This is a genomic window from Larkinella ripae, assembly GCF_054780775.1.
Window position 1 is genome coordinate 185,048 of sequence record NZ_BAAGVR010000025.1, and the last position, 19,037, is coordinate 204,084.

At 54.4% G+C, this 19,037-nt stretch carries 15 protein-coding genes and 1 riboswitch; of the genes, 11 read left to right on the forward strand and 4 right to left on the reverse strand.

Annotation, left to right across the window (positions count from 1 at the left end; translation table 11 throughout):
* Nucleotides 1-68: 68 nt before the first annotated feature.
* Together atpC and atpD are read right to left on the reverse strand one after the other, a co-directional pair.
* Complete coding sequence (gene atpC / locus ACYVHX_RS20820) at nucleotides 69-317, reverse strand: ATP synthase F1 subunit epsilon (RefSeq protein WP_460673619.1); 249 nt, start codon at nucleotides 315-317, stop codon at nucleotides 69-71.
* 83 nt (nucleotides 318-400) lie between these two features.
* Nucleotides 401-1,924: a F0F1 ATP synthase subunit beta gene (gene atpD, locus ACYVHX_RS20825; RefSeq protein WP_460673620.1), complete on the reverse strand. Its 1,524-nt coding sequence runs from the start codon at nucleotides 1,922-1,924 to the stop codon at nucleotides 401-403.
* Nucleotides 1,925-2,289: 365 nt separating this feature from the next.
* Between atpD and ACYVHX_RS20830 the strand changes: the two genes are divergently transcribed.
* From ACYVHX_RS20830 to ACYVHX_RS20865, 8 genes are all read left to right on the forward strand, one after another.
* Nucleotides 2,290-5,319, forward strand: coding sequence for a tetratricopeptide repeat protein (locus ACYVHX_RS20830; RefSeq protein ID WP_460673621.1), 3,030 nt, complete (start codon nucleotides 2,290-2,292; stop codon nucleotides 5,317-5,319).
* Between the two features lie 41 nt (nucleotides 5,320-5,360).
* Nucleotides 5,361-5,861, forward strand: coding sequence for a hypothetical protein (locus tag ACYVHX_RS20835; protein ID WP_460673622.1), 501 nt, complete (start codon nucleotides 5,361-5,363; stop codon nucleotides 5,859-5,861).
* Between the two features lie 44 nt (nucleotides 5,862-5,905).
* Nucleotides 5,906-6,640 (forward strand): ABC transporter ATP-binding protein, encoded by a 735-nt coding sequence (locus tag ACYVHX_RS20840; protein WP_460673623.1) that lies wholly within the window; start codon nucleotides 5,906-5,908, stop codon nucleotides 6,638-6,640.
* A gap of 112 nt (nucleotides 6,641-6,752) precedes the next feature.
* A complete protein-coding gene (locus ACYVHX_RS20845; protein WP_460673624.1) occupies nucleotides 6,753-7,526 on the forward strand; it encodes a carboxypeptidase-like regulatory domain-containing protein in 774 nt (257 codons plus the stop codon).
* 75 nt (nucleotides 7,527-7,601) lie between these two features.
* Entirely contained in the window at nucleotides 7,602-8,075 is a 474-nt protein-coding gene (locus ACYVHX_RS20850) for a (2Fe-2S)-binding protein (protein ID WP_460673625.1), read from the forward strand.
* Between the two features lie 16 nt (nucleotides 8,076-8,091).
* Entirely contained in the window at nucleotides 8,092-10,296 is a 2,205-nt protein-coding gene (locus tag ACYVHX_RS20855; protein WP_460673626.1) for a xanthine dehydrogenase family protein molybdopterin-binding subunit, read from the forward strand.
* A 103-nt stretch (nucleotides 10,297-10,399) separates the two neighbouring features.
* Nucleotides 10,400-10,756, forward strand: coding sequence for a DUF6152 family protein (locus ACYVHX_RS20860; RefSeq protein WP_460673627.1), 357 nt, complete (start codon nucleotides 10,400-10,402; stop codon nucleotides 10,754-10,756).
* The gene (locus ACYVHX_RS20865) at nucleotides 10,753-11,235 is read left to right on the forward strand and encodes a DUF6644 family protein (protein WP_460673628.1); all 483 of its coding nucleotides are present in this window, start codon (nucleotides 10,753-10,755) and stop codon (nucleotides 11,233-11,235) included. Before ACYVHX_RS20860 ends, ACYVHX_RS20865 begins: the two co-directional genes overlap by 4 nt.
* Nucleotides 11,236-11,378: 143 nt before the next feature.
* Nucleotides 11,379-11,495: riboswitch (SAM riboswitch) on the reverse strand.
* A gap of 172 nt (nucleotides 11,496-11,667) precedes the next feature.
* Here the strand turns inward: ACYVHX_RS20865 and ACYVHX_RS20870 are convergent.
* The gene (locus tag ACYVHX_RS20870; protein ID WP_460673629.1) at nucleotides 11,668-13,149 is read right to left on the reverse strand and encodes a xylulokinase; all 1,482 of its coding nucleotides are present in this window, start codon (nucleotides 13,147-13,149) and stop codon (nucleotides 11,668-11,670) included.
* A 205-nt stretch (nucleotides 13,150-13,354) separates the two neighbouring features.
* On the opposite strand from ACYVHX_RS20870, the gene ACYVHX_RS20875 reads away from it, so the two are divergent.
* The gene (locus ACYVHX_RS20875; RefSeq protein WP_460673660.1) at nucleotides 13,355-13,537 is read left to right on the forward strand and encodes a BrnT family toxin; all 183 of its coding nucleotides are present in this window, start codon (nucleotides 13,355-13,357) and stop codon (nucleotides 13,535-13,537) included.
* Nucleotides 13,538-13,765: 228 nt separating this feature from the next.
* On the opposite strand, the gene ACYVHX_RS20880 is transcribed toward ACYVHX_RS20875, so the two are convergent.
* On the reverse strand, nucleotides 13,766-15,847 hold the full coding sequence (locus tag ACYVHX_RS20880) for a S9 family peptidase (protein WP_460673630.1): 2,082 nt from the start codon (nucleotides 15,845-15,847) through the stop codon (nucleotides 13,766-13,768).
* Nucleotides 15,848-16,008: 161 nt separating this feature from the next.
* Here ACYVHX_RS20880 and ACYVHX_RS20885 point away from each other — a divergent pair, with 161 nt between their 5' ends.
* Both ACYVHX_RS20885 and ACYVHX_RS20890 read left to right on the forward strand, forming a co-directional pair.
* On the forward strand, nucleotides 16,009-17,517 hold the full coding sequence (locus ACYVHX_RS20885; RefSeq protein ID WP_460673631.1) for a M20/M25/M40 family metallo-hydrolase: 1,509 nt from the start codon (nucleotides 16,009-16,011) through the stop codon (nucleotides 17,515-17,517).
* 298 nt (nucleotides 17,518-17,815) lie between these two features.
* Nucleotides 17,816-18,748 carry a serine hydrolase domain-containing protein gene (locus ACYVHX_RS20890; RefSeq protein WP_460673632.1) on the forward strand — a complete coding sequence of 311 codons (933 nt, stop codon included), beginning with the start codon at nucleotides 17,816-17,818 and terminating at the stop codon, nucleotides 18,746-18,748.
* The last annotated feature ends 289 nt before the right edge of the window (nucleotides 18,749-19,037 follow it).

The window sequence follows — 19,037 nt, forward strand, 5'->3', positions numbered from 1 at the left end:
AAGGAGTGAAAAATAAAGAGGACCGATCTGCAAAGATCGGTCCTCTTCGTATTGATAACCAATGCCCGTTAGGCAGCAATAACCGCTTCGGCCAGCACGAGTACTTTGTTATTCAGAACTTCCACAACGCCACCATCGACGGTAAACGTCTGTGTGCCGGTACCAGTAGCAATCGTAACCGGTCCCCGGGCCAGCGTGCTGACAATGGGAGCGTGGTCGTTCAAAACCTGAAACTGACCTTCCGTACCCGGAAACGTGACAGCCGTCGCTTCACCCGTGAAGACTTTTCGATCCGGTGTAATGATTTCCAGATGCATTTTTTTATCGTTTAAGGTCTAAGGTTTGAGGGTTAACGCCTGACTGTTGCTCTAAACGTTAATCCTCAAACCCGGAACGATTTTTATCTTCCTGCTTCTTTCAACAGACGCTCGCCTTTGGCAGCCGCATCGTCGATGGTTCCAACCAGGTTGAAGGCGGCTTCGGGCAGGTGATCCCACTTGCCGTCGATGATTTCGTTGAAGCCCCGGATGGTTTCTTCAATCGGAACCAGTACGCCTTTCAGACCGGTGAACTGCTCGGCCACGAAGAAGGGTTGCGACAGGAACCGCTGCACGCGACGCGCCCGGTTTACCGTCTGCTTGTCTTCTTCCGAAAGTTCTTCCATACCGAGGATGGCGATGATATCCTGCAATTCTTTGTAGCGTTGCAGAATCTCTTTGACGCGCTGAGCCGTGTTGTAGTGCTCGTCACCCAGGATTTCGGCGGTCAGAATCCGGGAGGTTGAATCCAGCGGGTCAACCGCGGGGTAAATCCCTAACTCGGAAATTTTCCGACTCAATACCGTCGTGGCATCCAAGTGGGCAAACGTCGTAGCCGGAGCGGGGTCAGTTAAGTCATCGGCCGGTACGTAAACCGCTTGTACCGAGGTGATTGATCCCCGTTTGGTTGACGTAATGCGTTCCTGCATGGTCCCCATTTCGGTTGCCAGCGTGGGCTGGTATCCTACGGCCGACGGCATCCGGCCCAACAGAGCGGATACTTCCGAACCGGCCTGGGTAAACCGGAAAATGTTATCGATAAAGAACAGAATATCCCGACCCTGACCGGTTCCGTCGCCATCGCGGAAGTGCTCGGCAATCGTCAGACCGGAAAGCGCAACGCGGGCCCGGGCGCCGGGAGGCTCGTTCATCTGTCCGAAAATAAAGGTAGCCTGGCTGTCTTTCAGGGTTTCTGAATCCACTTTGGACAAATCCCATCCACCTTCTTCCATGGAATGTTTAAAGTCGTCACCGTACTTGATAATACCGGCTTCGATCATCTCGCGCAGCAGGTCATTCCCTTCACGGGTCCGCTCGCCCACGCCAGCAAATACCGACAAACCGGAATACGCTTTGGCGATGTTGTTGATCAATTCCTGAATCAATACGGTTTTTCCGACGCCGGCACCACCGAACAGACCGATCTTACCCCCTTTCGCGTAGGGTTCGAGCAGGTCAATCACCTTGATTCCGGTGAAAAGTACTTCGGTCGATGTAGCGAGGTCTTCGAACTTCGGGGCCGCCCGGTGAATAGGCAGGCCGCCGGTGCTTTCGGGTTGGGGAATTCCGTCGATGGCCGTGCCGACGACGTTGAACAACCGGCCGCGAATTCCGTCGCCGGTCGGCATAGTAATCTGATTACCAAGGTGAACAACGGTCATGCCCCGTTCCAAACCCTCGGTAGCATCCATCGAAATTGTACGGACGCGGTCTTCACCGAGGTGTTGCTGGCATTCCAGGATCACTTTCTGGCCATTGGCTTTCGTGACTTCCAGAGCGTCCAGAATCGCCGGTAGCCGCGACCCTTCGCCCTCAAAACTCACGTCAACAACCGGGCCGATTACTTGCGTAACTCTACCCGTATTCGTTGCTGTTGCAGTTGTCATGCTATGAAGTTGAGAAATTTTAGTAGGCGTAATAAATGCGACCGCAAAATTAGGGTATAATTTGCTTAAACCCAAGTTGCTCTTTCATCTATTTTTAAGATTTCTGGGGCGAAATCGTTTTTGTTCCAATTAGTTTGCGAATCGAAGGCCCATTTGCCGGGTTTGTACAAAACAAAGATTGTAGTCTACCTCCCGGATGGCCAGCCCGAACCGACGGGTAAGGAATTTGAACCGCAGAACCGGCCTGCAATCAGCGTTTTTTCGCCGGTCGGAGCGTTCGCAGGCACTAAGTAACCCGCCGTAGCGTTGCTTACAAGGATTCAACCGGCCCGTTTCAAAACCCTGGCCGGTTTGTTGCTGATCGTATGCTTTTTTTCTGGAAAAACTGGCGAACAGGCCACCAGACGGCCTATTGGACGGGTTTGGTTTTGTTCATAACGGCCATCGCCGGCATGGTCTGGGCCTGGATGCAGGGCCTGCAAAACGTGGTTCGCTGGGATGTCCTGAGCGAGCTGACGGAGCTTCCGGCATCCATTGGTGCTTTTACCGACGGGTTGTTTGATTATTCCGTAACCGGCAAGTCGTACCTGGTAACGGAGCAGTTTGTGGCGTCGGCCATGCAGATTAATGTTCTGGCCGCGCGGCTGGTAACGCTGGGGGTTTGCGTGGGACTGGCTTTTGTGGTGGCGGCCCTGACGCGGCTTCCGCGCTGGTATTACCTCGTTGGCATGGGGGCGGTGATTGTGCTGCTGGCTACATTCCGGCTGGAGGTGTTGCAATTCCCCGGTTTTTTAGGAACGGCCTTTGGCGGGCGTCTGCCGTTTGTTGTCATTGCGCTGGTGGTAGGCGTGGTCAGTTATTATTTTCACGCCTTCCGGTTGGAAATATCGCTGCCGGTCCGGTTGCTGGTTTTTGCCGGTCTGGTGCTGCTGGGCTGGCTGGCGATCGATCAGTTGGCCGGGCAGCCCGTACCGGCCCTGGCTTTTGTGGGCCACGCCTTGCCGGGCTTGCTGGTGGTGTCGCTGGCTTTTATTTTCTGGATTTCGGCGGAAATTATGGCGGCTCTGGTGTACGTCACCTCGGTCGCCCGGACTAACCGCAGTGATGGCTCGGGTCGCCCGCTGGGTCTCAATAATTTCCTGCTCATCAGCTTGCTGTACCTGGCCAACCTGCTCCTGATCTGGCTGAGCAATACCAAAGTAATTAGCTGGAATCCGGTGGTCATCAGCCCGTTCCTTCTGTTCCTGATCTCGTTGATACTCGGACTCTGGGGATTTCGGCAGCAACTGCGGCAGAGCGAGAACTTTATGTCCTTTCACGATGGCGGGGCGTTTCTGTACCTCGGTTTATCGCTGATCACTACGCTGACGATCACCTACGCGTTTGCTTCCGCCAATGATCCGCTGATCGAAGCGCTGGAAGATAGCATTGTCTATACCCACCTGGCCACCGGACTGGTATTCGTGTTGTACACGGTTTTTAACTTCAGGCCCTTGTACCGGCAAGCCTTACCGGTTTATAAGGTGTTCTACAAACCCACCCGGTTTTCGTTGTGGCAAACCCGCCTGATCGCAGCTGTTCTGACGGTCGTCATCATTGGCGTCGAAAACTTCTTTCCGTTTAACCAGGCGACGGCCGGTTATTTCAATACCGTGGGCGATTTTCACGCTGCTACCGGTGAGGTGCGGATTGCGGAACAATACTACACCCTGGCCCTGAACAGCGAATTTCAGAATCATAAATCCAACTACGCAATGGCTTCGCTGGCGCTTGGTCAGGGCGACAAGGCAACGGCGGCTTATTATTTTCAGCAGGCCTTGCTGAAACAGCCGTCGCCACAGGCGTATGCCGGACTGACGGCGGTTTTGCTGGAAGACAATCTGTTTTTTGAAGCCGTCAAAATGTTGCAGCGTGGCATTCGGACGTTCCCGAAAAATGGTGAGTTGCAGAATAACCTGGGCTACCTGTACGCCAAAACCAGCGTGGCCGACTCGGCGTATTATTACCTGGCCGCAGCCAGTGGCAACACCGCCCGTGAGGACGTTCCGCAGACGAACCTGCTGGCGTTCTGGGTGCGAAATCCGCAATTGGTTTCGCTCGATTCGCTCGCCAACGCATCGAAACCCACCACCTACGAATCGTACGAAGCCAACCGGGCAGCACTGAGTTTTTTTCGGGATCCCGTTGACAGCGCGGCTGTTCAGCGGCCCGACTGGCTCGATGAGCCGCTGACGGACGAAGGGCTGAACGTAGGCCGGTTTGCCCGTCTCTATAATTATGCGGTCCGGAACCGAACCGCCGATACGAGCCTGGTAACCGTGCTGAAACGCATGGGCGAGAAACCCGCCAACCAGGATTTTACCGACGATTTATTATTTGCCCGGGCGGTTACGAATTACCATACCGGCAACAAACGAACGGCGTTTGAGCTGACCGACCAACTGGCGCGCGACAACCAGCAGAACGGTTCTTTCTACAATTCCGTAACCGGGCTGTGGATGCTGGAACAGGGCCTCAACCAAAAAGCCGCCGAAATTCTGGCTCAGAACTCGGATACACTTTCGGTGTATTACCAGGCGCTGGCCCTGACCAAAGCCGGTGATCCGCTGGTGGCCCGGTCGCTGTGGGAAACCGCCGGACAAAGCGATGCCGGTGTGCAGGCGCTGGCGGAAGTCCTGTATAACAGGAGAGAACCCGCAACGGATCTGGAAAAAGCGTTTGCCCTGCTCTATGATCCCCTGCTCGATCAGGCCGGAGCGCAGCGGGCCTTGTATGCTTCCATGCGGGACGCGAACCTGAAAACCGTAGTCGCATCGGCGCTGGTCAAACGGTATCTGGCCGCCCGTCAGCAGCCGGTGGCGCAAAGCTGGTACGAACAAACTCCGCAGGAAGCCAAACTCACCGCTTATGCCGGTTCGGCCCTGACGGTGGCTTACCTGCGGCTTCGCAATGCGAAAGGCGAATTTGACCAGACGCTGACGGACGCCCGTCAGGCGGTGGTGGCGGCTTTTCAGGCAGAAAAGGATTTTCTGATTGCCCAGGCGTATGAAGGAAAACGGCAAGCCGCCCCGGCTCGGCAATTTTACCGGAACGCCACTCGGAGCGCTCCGTTCGAGGCCGAAATTGTGACCGCAGCCGCCGGTTTCGAGCGCCGGCAGGGCAAGACGGAGCAAGCCTATAACCTGGTGCTGGAAGCTCTCCCGCTGAACGAGCGAAATCCGGATTTGCTGAAAATGTACACTTTACTGTGTCTGGATCTGGGCCTGACCGACTATGCCGAAGCGGGTCTGGCCCGGCTGCGGGGGGCTGCCTCACCCGCCGATTATCAGGCATTTCTGGCAAGCTATCAGGCGAAACGTGCGTTGATTGAAAAACAGCGGGAGTCATTCCGGTAAATTCCGTAAGTTTAAGAGGTTGTTTTATGCTGACTGGAATTATGGAAAAGCAACTTCACTGGGTTAAAGAAGCCTTCAGCCGCAGCGTCGTCATCATGGACGGCCCGAACGTTGTGGGCGGGATGCACCGCGATCTGCTGGTTCGCGACGTTGATGCCCACCTGAACGGGATTCATATTTTTTTCGATGTCCGGGGATTTCTGGTGCAATCGGTTAACATTCACGATAAAAACGCCGGTGACCGGATCATCGGCCGCATTGATTTTGCGGGCTTCAATGACGCGTCGGTTCAGTTGGAAAATGGCGAGAAATACACCTGGCGACGCGAAAATTTTATGATGCACGAATGGAGCCTGGTGGCCGATAATCCGGATTCGAAAGCCGCTCAGGAAATCGTTCATTATGACCGCACCCGGATGTTTCTGGCCGACGAAGGAACCATCGAACTGGTCACCGACCGGCCGAATGCGGAAATGCTGATTCTGACCGGGTTGTTTGTCCGGAATTTCTTTCTGCGTAAACGAAAAATTGCGGCTACCTGATTGCTTTTCTGTACCGATAACGTGTAGGCTGTTTCCAATTGATTATGAGCAAAAATATTATTGAAACCCGCGAAATCTCAAAGCGTTACGTAATGGGCAGCGAGGTCATCGAAGCCCTGAAATCGGTAACGATCACGGTGCAAAAGGGGGAATATGTAGCCTTTATGGGGCCGTCGGGTTCGGGTAAATCAACGTTGATGAACATCGTCGGCTGTCTGGATACGCCGACCTCCGGTTCTTACATCCTGAACGGTCAGGACGTCAGCAACATGAGCGAAAACTCCCTGGCGGAAGTCCGAAACAAGGAGATTGGCTTTGTCTTTCAGACCTTTAACCTGCTGCCCCGCCAGACCTCGCTGGAGAACGTCGCCCTGCCGTTGATTTACGCCGGATACAGCAAAGCCGACCGAACGGAAAAAGCCATGCAGGCGCTGAAAAACGTGGGTCTGGAGCACCGGGCCGGGCACCGGCCCAATGAACTGTCGGGTGGGCAGCGGCAACGGGTGGCCGTGGCGCGGGCGCTGGTCAACGACCCCAGTATTCTGCTGGCCGATGAACCCACGGGGAACCTCGACAGCAAGACGTCGTACGAAATCATGGATTTGTTCGACCAGATTCACAGCAAGGGCAACACCGTCATCATGGTAACGCACGAAGAGGACATTGCCGAATACGCCCACCGGATTGTGCGGTTGCGCGACGGCCTGATCGAAACCGACCGCGTCAATGCCAACATCCGCAAAGCCCGGGCGTTTATTCAGGCGACGGACGAACACTGACCCGGTTTTTGGCGTTTACCGAAAGCGGTAGCCGGAAACCTAAAAAATGTTAAAAACCGGGTGGGCTATCTTAAAAACGGCTAGCTTGCCGTTGGAACATTTTCCGGTTCGCATGAAAAAAGCCCTACTTTTCCTTTTCCTGGCGGTACTGACAACGCTGACCGGCCTGGCCCAGAGTATTCGGGGCGGTTTGGTGAGCGATAAAGTCAACGGAAAACCGGTCGTGTCGGCAACCGTCCAGAACACCACGCTCCGCCGGGCGGTCATGAGTACCGAAACCGGGCATTTTCGAATCACGGCCTTTCCGAATGACACCCTGCTGATTTCCTGCATTGGCTACAAAACCGTTCAGCTGGTCGTGCCGGTCGACGAATCCGAGTTGCTGGTAGAGATGGTTCAGGAGGTAAAAATGCTGAACGAAGTGGTCATCAAAGGCTGGACCGAAAGCCGTTTCAAGGAAGAATTTCTAAAGCTGGATATTGCCGATAAGCCGGTGATCGAGATAAAAACCGCCCCCGAACTGGTGGGCACCTCGCTGGGAAAGGTGGGCCGGCTGGGGTACGATTACACGACTTTGGCGCCCAAGATTACGATGAAAGGCCCGGTTTCGGCGCTGTACGGTAAATTCAGCAAAGAAGCCAAAAACGAACGCAAACTCCAGCAGTTCAACCAGTCGGAGCTAAACAAAAAACGCTACCAGTCGCGCCTGGACCCGGTCTGGATTTCGCGCATAACCGATTTAAAAGAAGAGCGTCTGAACGCCTTCATGCAATTCTGCAAACTTCCCGAAAAATTCGTGCTCGAAGCCACGGAATACGATCTGATCGTTGCCATTCGCGGTTGCCTGAAGGATTTTCTGGTGCAGGAGCAAACCGGAAAAGGGTAAAGTCCGCGAGCTGCTTCAACAAATTGCTTTTTAACGGGTTGTTCATTTATTTACTCCGGGATAAAAAGCAAGACGATGAAAGCCAGGCTAACGATCGAAGTAAACCGGAAGCGGCACACCGTTACCGTCGATCCGGCAACCCCGCTGCTGTACGTTTTGCGCAACAATCTGCAACTAAACGGCCCCAAATACGGCTGTGGGCTGGAGCAATGCGGAGCCTGCATGGTGCTGCTCGACGGAAAAGCAACGCCCAGCTGCCTGATGCCCGTCGGCACCGTCAAAAACAAATCCGTCGTTACGCTGGAAGGATTGACGCAGCCCGACGGCACGCTGCATCCGGTGCAACGGGCTTTTGTGGAGCAACAGGCGGCCCAGTGCGGCTACTGCCTCAACGGCATGGTCATCTCGGCCGCGTCGCTCCTGGCCGAAAACAGGCATCCCGACGAAACCGCTATCCGCCAGGGCATGGAGCGGGTTTTGTGCCGCTGCGGCACCCAATCGCGCATTCTGCGGGCCATCCGGCAAGCAGCCAACGAATCGAAACCGTAATTCCAGCCTTCCCGACATGAACGAACCTCTGAACAGCACCAGCTTGTCGCGACGGAATTTTCTCAAAACCGCCGGGTGCCTGTCCATCGGTTTTTCATTTACCTGCACGCCCCTGCTCGTTTCGTCAAAACCGCCTTTGCAGGATTCATTGCCAGCCCCGTTGCGGCAACAGCCGCAAATCAATGCCTGGCTGGAAGTGCTGGACGATGGCCGGGTTCGGGTGCTGACCGGCAAGCTGGAACTGGGGCAGGGCATCCGAACCGCCATAGCTCAGGTAGCCGCGGAGGAACTGGATATGGAACCAAACCGGGTGGAGGTGCACCTGGCCGAAACCGGCCGGACTCCGCACGAAGGGTATACGGCCGGGAGCGGTTCCATCGAAAACAGCGCGATGTCGGTGCGGTACGCGGCCGCAGCCGCCCGGCAAAAACTGCTGGAACTGGCCGCCAGACGCTGGAATAAACCGGTCGATCAGGTCCGCCTAGCCAATGGCCGGGTGCTGGTTCAGGGCGGCAAAGACCAGCTGACTTTTGCGCAACTGCTGAACGGCGTCCAACTGACCGATGAAGTCCGGCTGCCGGTGAAATTAAAACCGAAGGCCGAATACCGTTGGGTCGGAAAAGCCATTCCGCGAGCTGATATTGAGAAGATGGTGCGGGCCGAGCCGGTGTATGTGCAGGATATGCGGTTGCCGGGAATGGTCCACGCGCGGGTCGTCCGCCCGCTGGCCTACGGGGCCAAACTCCGTTCGTTCGATCCCGCGGTTTTGCAGAAAACCGTACCCGGCGTCCTGAAAACCGTGGTTAATGGCAACTTCCTGGGCATTATCGCAACGGAAGAGTACGAAGCCGTTCAGGCGCAGCTGATCGCCCGGGAACAGGCAAAATGGGAAACCGCCCCGGCCCTGCCCGACGATCAGAAACTGCCGGACTACATCAAAAAACTACCCGCCAAAACCCGGAATGTGAAGGAAACCGGCGACGTGAAAGCGGTGGAGACAACGGGCGGAAATTCGTTAAAGGCCAGCTACTTCAAGCCGTATCACATGCACGCTTCGATTGGGCCTTCCTGCGCCCTGGCCTTGTACCAGATGGAGAAACTGCACATCTGGACGCACAGCCAGGGCGTTTATCCCTTGCAGGAAGCGCTGAAAAAAATGCTCAACCTGCCCGCCGATGCGATTCACGTAGTGGGTGTGCCGGGCTCGGGTTGTTATGGGCACAACGGAGCCGATGACGTCGCGGCCGATGCGGCTTTGCTGGCGATGGCGTATCCGGGAAAACCGGTGCGCTTGCAGTGGTCGCGGGACGATGAACACGGTTGGGAACCGTACGGCAGCGCCATGCAAATGGACGTAGAAGCCCGGCTGGATAGCTCCGGCACGATTACGCATTGGCGCTACGGCGTCTGGACCGATTCGCACAGCACTCGGCCCGGCGGAGAACCGGGTAATTTGCTGGCGGCCCGCTCAATCGAAAAACCGTTTCCGCAACCGTCGTCGGGCTACAGCGGGGGAGGATACCGCAATTCGGAACCGTATTACGCCATTCCGAACCTGAAAATAGACGCCCATTTTTTTGAAGGACCGCTGCGGGTGTCGGCGCTGCGGAGTCTGGGTGCGTATGGCAACGTGTTCGCCATTGAGTCGTTCATGGACGAACTGGCCGAAAAAGCCGGAAAAGAGCCGCTGGCGTTTCGGTTGGCGCACCTGGAAGACGAACGGGCCGTCGCCGTCGTTACGAAATTGCAGGAACTGACCCGGGCTGAGAAAACCGGAACGGGCGAAGGCATTGGGTTTGCGTTTGCGCGGTACAAAAACGTGGCAACCTACTGCGCCGTGGCGGCTAAACTGCACGTCGACGTAAAAACCGCCCAGGTTCGGGTGGTGAAAATGTGGGCGGTGATCGACGCTGGGGAAGTCATTAACCTCGACGGAATTAAGAACCAGACCGAAGGTGGGCTGATTCAGGCCGCCAGCTGGACGTTAAAAGAAGAAGTTACCTTTGACAAAGAGCACGTCAGCAGCCGGGATTGGGTTTCGTATCCCATTTTTCGGTTCAGCGACGTGCCGGAAACCGAGGTGGTGGTGATTGACCGCCCAACCGAAAAACCGCTGGGTGCGGGCGAAGCGGCTCAGGGTCCGGCGGGGGCGGCTGTTGTCAACGCCATTTATCGGGCTTGCGGAAAACGGATCCGGCAGTTGCCGGTTCGATTGAAGTAAATTAGAACGGAGACAACCGAGAGATAAAAAACGTACATTGTCTGGTAATCGGTACCCGCTTTTCCCATATCTAACCCCTTTATCTCACAAAAACTTAATTGCCATGATCTCATTGAAAAAAACACCGTTTGCGCTGCTCCTGTTGCTGAGCCTGGCATTTGCGCCCCTGCACCACGGCTGGGGCGATTACGACCAGACGAAAGTGCTGGATTACACGGGCACCATCGAAGAGTCGAAATACGAAAATCCGCACGTAACGGCCCGGGTGAAAGACAAGGACAAAACCTGGACGGTGTATCTGGCGCCCATGAGCCGGATGCAGGAGCGGGGGGTCAGTGCGGCCATGCTGAAAAAAGGAACGTCGCTGCGCCTGGTCGGTTATCCGCACAAAACCGTCAAAAATGAGATGCGGGCCGAGCGGATTTTTATCGACGGCCAGAAATACGAGATGCGCAAATGAGCGTTCCCGTTGAGTGGTTACAAACCATCGAAAACAGCGCGCTGGCAACTGCCATTCGTCAGGCTACCTGGCTCTATCCCGGTTTGGAAATCGTTCACATCGTCGGCATCGTGTTGCTGGTGGGCGGGGCGTTTGTCTTCGATTTTCGACTGCTGGGGTTTTCAACAAAAATAGCGGTACAGGATCTGGCAACGCACGTATTGCCGTGGTCGCGGAGGGGCTTGCTGCTGGTGGTGCCTTCCGGAATTCTGCTGTTTACGACCAACGCCGAATCGCTGGGAAACGATCCCACGTTCTGGCTCAAGCTGTTGCTGATCGCGGTGGCCGGGGTAAACGTCGCGATTTTTCACCGGATTACCTTTCAAGCACCGGAACGCTGGAAAACCGGACCCGTACCGGTCGGGGCCAGAGCGGCCGCCATTGCTTCAATTGTGGTCTGGCTGGCGACCATTGCCTGCGGCCGTCTGCTGGCCTACTAAAAAACCGGACATAGCAAAGCCCGCGACTGCAGTCGCGGGCTTTGCACTCGCCTAAAAATGCGGATTACCGAATCGGGGCCAAATGCCAATCCTGATCGGGGTCACAACGTTGATACGAAGTTTGCTTGTTCATGATGGTTGATAATTTATAGTTCCTAATTTGTTTTAGGCAGGTTAGCACTTATTCCTCCCGATCACGGATCGTTCAGAAAGTTGCTAAGGGTTCATTGAGCCTGTCTCTCCCCCTTTCGGTATAAATCTCAAACCGGCGTACCGGACAACTCGTGTAGAATTATGAGATGATGATGCAAAGATAAAAGGCGGTTTTTTATCAACCAAACTAAATCTATATTTTTTGTAGATTAATTTGCTGCTTGTTTTCAAGCAGCTGATTTTTAGGTTTTTAAGTCTCGAATTTTTTCAAATACCGGTTTACTTGCTCGTCAGAAGGCTTTGCCATTTGCCATACGCTTCCCGGTACGCTTCCTGGGCGCGCATGTCGGGCTCGATGGTCCGGGTAATTTTCAGCCCCGTAAAAGCCTCCTGCCGGTTTTTGTAAATACCGGCTCCCAACCCGGCTCCGCGGGCGGCTCCCTGCGCGCCATCGGTATTGAAGAGCTGAATTTCGGCACCGGTCAGGTTGGCCAGCGTGTCGCGGAAGAGCGGACTGAGGAACATATTGGCCTCTCCGGCGCGGATGGTTTTCAGGCCCACGCCAACCTGCTCCATAACCTGTATGCCGTAGTAGAATGCAAAAACGATGCCTTCCTGAGCCGCCCGAATCCAGTGGGGCAGGCCGTGGCGCGTCAGTTGCAAACCGTGGAACGAAGCACCCGGGTCCTGATTTTCGAGGACGCGCTCGGCCCCGTTGCCAAACGGCAGACAAACCAGTCCGTCGGCCCCGACGGGCGCGTGAATGGCCAGATCATTCATGTCGGCGTAACTGACGGTGCCCCGCAGCAAATGGTTCCGCAGCCAGCTGTTCAAAATACCGGTGCCGTTGATGCAGAGCAAAACCCCGTAGCGCGGGGCTTCCGGCGTGTGGCTGACGTGCAGAAATGTGTTGACGCGGGATTGCGGATCGTATTTGGCCTGATCGCTGACGCCGTAGACGACGCCCGATGTTCCGGCGGTAGCCGCAATTTCGTTGGGTTCCAGTACGTTAAGCGAAAAGGCGTTGTTCGGCTGGTCACCCGCGCGGTACGTAACCGGTGTTCCGGCCGCGAGTCCGAGGTCCTGAGCGGCACTGGGCGTTAACCGGCCCTGTTCCGAAAAAGTCGGTTGCACACTGGCCACCAGCGACGGATCGAAGCCGAAATAATCGAGTAGAAAATCCGCCGGTTTTCCGTCCTGAAAATCCCAGAGAATGCCTTCCGACAGGCCGGAGGGTGTCGTCACGATTTCGCCGGTCATGCGGGCGGCCAGATAATCGCCCGGCAGCATGAATTTATGGATTTTATCGTAAACCGCCGGTTCGTTTTCTTTCACCCACGCCAGTTTGGCCGCCGTAAAATTGCCCGGCGAGTTGAGCAGGTGTTGCAGGCTTTTCGTGCGTCCGACGGTTTCAAAGGCTTTTTCGCCGTATGGTACCGCCCGGCTGTCGCACCAGATGATTGACGGCCGCAGCACATTCAGCGCCTGATCGACCACCACCAGTCCGTGCATCTGGTACGAAATACCGATGGCCTTCACGTCTTCCGGTTTAACGCCCGCTTTCGACAGGACGGTTTTTGAGGCTCTACCCGCGTTCTGCCACCAGGCATCGGGCTGTTGTTCGGCAAAACCGGGTTGCGGAGCGTCAATGGCCATTTCTGATTCGGGGAAAAAAGCGGAGGCCACCACCGCACCGGTTTCTACTTCCAGCAAACAGGCTTTTACGGACGAACTACCAACATCAAATCCAAGGAGATACATTTTACGCGGGGTTCAGATCTAAAACTAGGATGCAAAGTAAGCACAGGAGCGACGTTAGGCAAATCAATACCTCATACACAATTACTTCTTTGGCTCTAGCCCGTCATACATATACTAACCGGCTAATGGAAGGAAGTTAACTTTTCAATGGGATGCGGGGAATGTAAAATACATCGTTGAGGATTATCCCGAACGAGAAAACACGCTGGCAAAAGTAGAAAGTATTTTTTATGATCTAAATTTCATTGCCGTACCCGACCGTATTGATAAGGCGGGTGAACAACAATACCACGGGTTAGGTATTAGTCACTTAAATACAATCAAATACGTTGTTTTTGTAATCAGAAACGGCGAAGTTAGACCAATTAGCTGTCGGACAGCCAGTTGAAAAGAACGATTACGGTAGGATGAAGCAAGCGGAAAAAAGAAAGCGGTTTTTAAAAACGCGCACACTCCGCAACAACGTAAAGAATCGGGAGAGCGGTTTTCGGGTCACGAAGGTAGATTCATGACATTAGCGGAAATTCTTACCAAAGTAGGTGCCCAGGAAACCGCCCCTGTGAAGTAACCTGAAAACCGGGTTCGGTTTTCAGGTTACACCAGAAATAGTAACATTTCACGCCCGAATCCCGACCAGATTCAGCACAAAGGCGTACTCCAGGGCAATTTCCTTCAGGGCTTCAAACCGCCCCGACGCACCCCCGTGGCCGGCTTCCAGGTTTGTCTGCAACAGCAACTGCGGTTCCCCGTTGGGATTGGTTTTCAGCGTGCGGAGCTTCGCGACCCACTTGGCAGGTTCCCAGTACTGCACCTGCGAGTCGTGCAAACCGGTGATGACCAGCATGTTCGGATACGCCTGTTCCTTCACGTTGTCGTACGGCGAATACGAAAGCATGTAATCGTAGTATTTCTTGATTTTGGGATTGCCCCATTCCTCGAATTCGCCCGTCGTCAGCGGAATGCTTTCGTCGAGCATGGTCGTCACAACATCGACAAACGGCACCGACGCCACCACGCCCCGGTAGAGTTCCGGTTTTTGATTGACCACCGCGCCCATGAGCAACCCGCCCGCACTGCCGCCCATGGCAAACAGCCGGTCAGCGCTCGTGTACCGGTGCTCGATCAGGTACGCCGACACGTCCACGAAATCGTTGAACGAGTTTTTCTTTTTGAGCATTTTGCCGTTGTCGTACCACTTCCGGCCCATTTCCTGACCACCCCGGATGTGGGCAATGGCGAACAGAAAACCCCGGTCGAGCAGGCTCAGGCGCGTGGAGCTGAACGTGGGGTCGATCGAATAGCCGTAGGAACCGTAGGCGTATTGCAGGAGCGGGGCCGAGCCGTCTTTGGGCGTTCCTTTGCGGTAGACCACCGAAACCGGCACTTTGGCACCGTCGCGCGATTTGACAAAAAACCGCTCCGAGCTGTAATTCGCCGGGTCAAAACCGCCCAGGACTTCCTGCTGCTTCAGCAGCGTTTTTTCCTTCGTGTCCATGTTGTAATCGAAGGTGGAGCTGGGCGTTGTCAGCGACGAATACCCGAACCGCAGAATGTTGGTGTTAAAATCCGGGTTGTAGCCAATCCCGGCGACGTAGGCCGGTTCGCCAAAATCCAGGTAATGTTCCTGCTTCGTTTTCTGATCAATGACCCGCAGGTGGATCAGGCCGTCCTGCCGTTCGCCCAGCACGAGGTGGTTTTTAAAAGCGTCCAACTGCTGCAAATAAACGTGGTGCCGGTGCGGAATCACTTCTTTCCAGGCCGAGCGGTCGTCCGTTTTGTTTTCCTTCACTTCCATCAGCCGGAAGTTGTCGGCTTTCCAGTTGGTCCGGACGTAAAAGCTCGCTTCCAGGTGCTGAACGTCGTATTCGTGGCCTTTTTCGCGGGGCAGAAAAACCGTAAACTCGCCCGTCGGATTACTGGCTTCGAGCAGCCGGTATTCCGTGGCGACACCGTTGTGGTCGGACACCACGGCAATGTATTTTTTTGATTTCATGCGGCCCAGGCCCATGTAAAACTGGTTATCCTGTTCCTCATACAGCAGGACATCATCGGCGGGGTCAGTGCCCAGCACATGGCGATAAACCCGGTAGCCGAGCAGCGTCTGCGGGTCTTTCCGAATGTAAAAAAGGGTTTGATTATCCGCTGCCCAGGCATAACTACCGCCTTCGGTATCCGGAATGGCATCGGGGTAAATTTCGCCGGTTTTCAGATTCTTGATCCGCAGAGTGTACATCCGCCGGCTTACCGTGTCTTCGCCGTAGGCCACCAGTTCTTCGTTATCGGCTACTTCCAGCCCACCGACGTCGTAGTAGGAATACGGTTTTGCCAGTTCGTTCACATCCAGCACAATTTCCTCCCCGGCTTCCAGTGAACCGCGTTTCCGGCAATACACCGGGTATTCGCCCCCTTCGATGTAGCGGGTGTAGTAATAAAAGTTTCCTTCTTTATACGGCACCGATTCATCCTGCTGTTTGATGCGGCCTTTCATTTCTTCAAACAACTTCTCCCGAAAGTCCTTCACCGGGGCCAAAACCGCTTCGAGGTAGTCGTTTTCAGCTTTCAGGTAGTCGATGACTTCGGGGTTTTCCCGGTCATTGAGCCAGTAATAATTATCAATACGGGTGTGGCCGTGCGTGGTCAGTTCGGTCGGTTTAAGGGCCGCTTTGGGCGGAACCGAGGTGGGCTGCGCGTTTGTCATAATGGCAATGGAAACGGAATGGTAAATTCAGTAAACACCTTTTTTTCCGGATTCGTTGAGCCGGTTTGCGGTGGCAAAGAAACTTAAAGTTTTTTAGGTATTTACAAATGGCATTCAGCGGCTTTTTTGTTATTTTGAGGAGTTATACGGTTAGCTTCACTATGCGCAGAAAAGTCTACGTTTATTTGCTGCTTTCGGGCGGTATTTACTTCCTGAGTGCCCATACCCTGAAAAGATTCGACGAGCGATTTGATGGTGAAAACAGCCGTCCATCGCTGGAAAAAGTGTTTTTGAAAATCAATCAGGAGGTCACGCAGAACAGCCGGGTTTACGAAACCCTGACCGAAGCGACGAAGAAAATCGGACACCGGCTGACCGGCAGTTCCAACGGCAGCCGGGCGGAGGAATATACCCATAATTTACTGAAGCAGTACGGTTATTCGGATACGAAATACATGCCGTTTGAAGTGGAGTCGTGGATGCGCGACACCGTTACGCTGGCGGTTGTACCGAAAAAAAGCGATAATTTCCGGGATGTCGAAGTGGTTTCGCTGGCGCATTCGCCCGTCGAAGCCCACGTGCAGGGCGATATTGTGGATGTAGGCAACGGTCTGGAAGGCGATTTTGCGGCCGTGAAAGACAAGCTGAAGGGCCGGATTGCGCTGGTAAACATTGGCTTGTCGGCACCGACCAAAGGAGCGCGAAACCTTCACCGTTCCGAAAAAACCGCCCTGGCCATTCACCACGGCGCGATTGGCGTCATCATGGTCAACCTGGTGCCGGGCAATGTGCTGCTGACCGGAACCGCTTCCGTGACGGGCAAGCTGATTCCGATTCCGTCGGTTTGCATTTCGGTGGAAAGCGGTCACGAAATCCGGCAGTGGATGCAGGAAGAGAAAAACCTGCAGGGCATCATCGACATGACGAACGTCAGCCGGAAAATCCGGGCGCGGAACGTGGTGGCAACGCTGAAAGGAACGCAGTATCCCGACGAAAAAATCATCATTGGCGGTCACCTCGACTCCTGGGACCTGGCCACGGGGGCCATCGACAACGGCATTGGCTCGTTTTCGGTGCTCGACATTGCCCGGACGTTCAAGGCGTTGAAAATCAAACCGAAGCGGACCATCGAGTTCGTGATGTTCATGGGGGAGGAGCAGGGCCTGCTGGGTTCGCGGAGCCTGGTCCAGGATTTGAAGCAAACCGGTCAGCTCGACAACGTGCGGTGCATTCTGAACTTGGACATGACCAACGACCCGGGCGGATTGAACGCCTTTGGCCGGAACGAAATGATGCCGTTTCTGACCGAAATTGGCGAAAGCATGAAACAGGTTGAACCGGCGTTCCAGAACACACTCTCGAATCAGGCCGGTTTACACAGTGATCATCAGCCGTTTATGATGGAGGGCGTGCCGGTGGTGGGCCTGAGCGGGCATCTCGACAAAAATGTGGTGGATTGTTACCACGCCAACTGCGATAACATGAATCTGGTCAACAAAGATCAGTTGAAAAACACGGTTCGTTACTCGGCGATGCTGCTCTACGCCCTGGCAAACGCCGAGGAAATTCCGACCCGCCGAATGGATGACATCAAAACCCGCGACTTTCTGATTGCGCAGGGCCTGCGGACCCCCCTGCAAATTGCCAACGAATGGCGCTGGAAAGAATAATACGGTTTTTGACTTGGCAGGAAGGGCAGTAAGCGTCACCCGGTTTGGCGGCATCGAAAAGAAATTCACTTAGAATTAATTACCGAAACATACTGTGACGCGAAAGGCCCGCCATAGCGCCCTCGTGCTGGCCGGTTTTCTCAGGGATTAAGGTGTTAAAAACCGCAACATGACACGGTACAGTCGAACCAGAACGGGACCGAACTTGTCCGGTTGGACAGGGATTTGTCTCCTGCTATTTGTAATTAGCTGCAACACGAACCCCGGAAAAACAAAACCGGAAAAAATAGCGTATCTGGTGGAAAAAGCCTATGCCAACGGCGAATTCATCGGTAATGTCGTCGTCGTTGACAAAGGACACGTTATTTACAAAAAGAGTTTCGGGAAAGCCAATGCGGAGTCTGGTGAACCGAACACGGACAGCACCAAATTTCTACTTGCTTCGCTTTCCAAGCCTTTTACGGCTATTCTGATCCTGCAATTAGCTGAACAAGGCAAAGTAAAGCTTACGGACAAACTTGGGACGTATTTCAAAGCGATCGGAAATTCAAACGCAGCGAACGTAACCATCCATCAATTACTGACGCACACGTCGGGAATCAAGGAGTTTATTGACGAAAAGCACGGGTTTGACGAAGCCCGTCTGGCGGGTAACGGGTTTAATTTTGAACCGGGTTCGAATTTTGAGTATTCAAATTCCGGGTATATCGTCTTAAAGGAAATCGCAGAAATTTCATCCGGAAAACCGTATCCTGATTTAATCAACGCGTCTATTTTCAAGCCGCTTCAAATGACGTCATCGGGCGTTGCCAGAACGACAGAAACCGTCGCTACTCTGGCAATGGGTTATACGAACACGAAGCAGGGACAGCGCGCTGCGATTCCGTACTCGCTTGAAGTAGTCGACGGCGCCGGTTCATTGTTTACAACGACCTCGGACATGGTTAGATTCCACGAGAGCCTCAATTCACAAAAGCTCCTGTCGAAGCCAATGCGTGACCTGATGCTTCACCAGCATGTAAAAGAAAAATTTGGGTACGGCTGGTTTTTGCGCGAACGCGCTGGAATATGGGATGTTTCCTACCACAAAGGTGATCTTCCCGGCTATACAAGCTTCCTGAGTCGGAAAACAACCACCAACCAAATGATTCTGCTGCTAGCGAATGCCGGGGGCCTTGATCTGGCTGATCTTGAAAATGACCTGGCCAACGTATTGAAAGCCAGTGAATAATTGATTGAATTGTGGGGATGTACGTCGGGCTGCTTTCCGGTACGCTTTGGCTAGGAATCGCTGGCCAAAAACAGAAACTCAATCCGCTGACCCAACCCCGGCGGAATGCGCAACGACCGGCCGGAGCGGCCTGCTTGCCGCCCTCGGTTCTGCATCCTTTCAGTTCCGCAAAAACCGGGGGTAGTCTGCACCGACCGGGACTTGGGCTCCTGCTGAGGAATCTCAGGCGGTTTTATAAGCACCTGACGGGCGAATCGCGTGGTATTCAGCACAGGATTCCCGACATTTG

Excerpts from the sequence above, each read along its gene's own strand:
- ACYVHX_RS20860 (WP_460673627.1), top strand. The coding sequence starts at position 10,400 with ATGATCTCATTGAAAAAAACACCGTTTGCGCTGCTCCTGTTGCTGAGC.
- atpC (WP_460673619.1), bottom strand. The coding sequence starts at position 317 with ATGCATCTGGAAATCATTACACCGGATCGAAAAGTCTTCACGGGTGAA.
- ACYVHX_RS20840 (WP_460673623.1), top strand. The coding sequence starts at position 5,906 with ATGAGCAAAAATATTATTGAAACCCGCGAAATCTCAAAGCGTTACGTA.
- ACYVHX_RS20850 (WP_460673625.1), top strand. The coding sequence starts at position 7,602 with ATGAAAGCCAGGCTAACGATCGAAGTAAACCGGAAGCGGCACACCGTT.
- ACYVHX_RS20865 (WP_460673628.1), top strand. The coding sequence starts at position 10,753 with ATGAGCGTTCCCGTTGAGTGGTTACAAACCATCGAAAACAGCGCGCTG.
- atpD (WP_460673620.1), bottom strand. The coding sequence starts at position 1,924 with ATGACAACTGCAACAGCAACGAATACGGGTAGAGTTACGCAAGTAATC.
- ACYVHX_RS20885 (WP_460673631.1), top strand. The coding sequence starts at position 16,009 with ATGCGCAGAAAAGTCTACGTTTATTTGCTGCTTTCGGGCGGTATTTAC.
- ACYVHX_RS20870 (WP_460673629.1), bottom strand. The coding sequence starts at position 13,149 with ATGTATCTCCTTGGATTTGATGTTGGTAGTTCGTCCGTAAAAGCCTGT.
- ACYVHX_RS20835 (WP_460673622.1), top strand. The coding sequence starts at position 5,361 with ATGGAAAAGCAACTTCACTGGGTTAAAGAAGCCTTCAGCCGCAGCGTC.
- ACYVHX_RS20830 (WP_460673621.1), top strand. The coding sequence starts at position 2,290 with ATGCTTTTTTTCTGGAAAAACTGGCGAACAGGCCACCAGACGGCCTAT.
- ACYVHX_RS20855 (WP_460673626.1), top strand. The coding sequence starts at position 8,092 with ATGAACGAACCTCTGAACAGCACCAGCTTGTCGCGACGGAATTTTCTC.
- ACYVHX_RS20880 (WP_460673630.1), bottom strand. The coding sequence starts at position 15,847 with ATGACAAACGCGCAGCCCACCTCGGTTCCGCCCAAAGCGGCCCTTAAA.
- ACYVHX_RS20845 (WP_460673624.1), top strand. The coding sequence starts at position 6,753 with ATGAAAAAAGCCCTACTTTTCCTTTTCCTGGCGGTACTGACAACGCTG.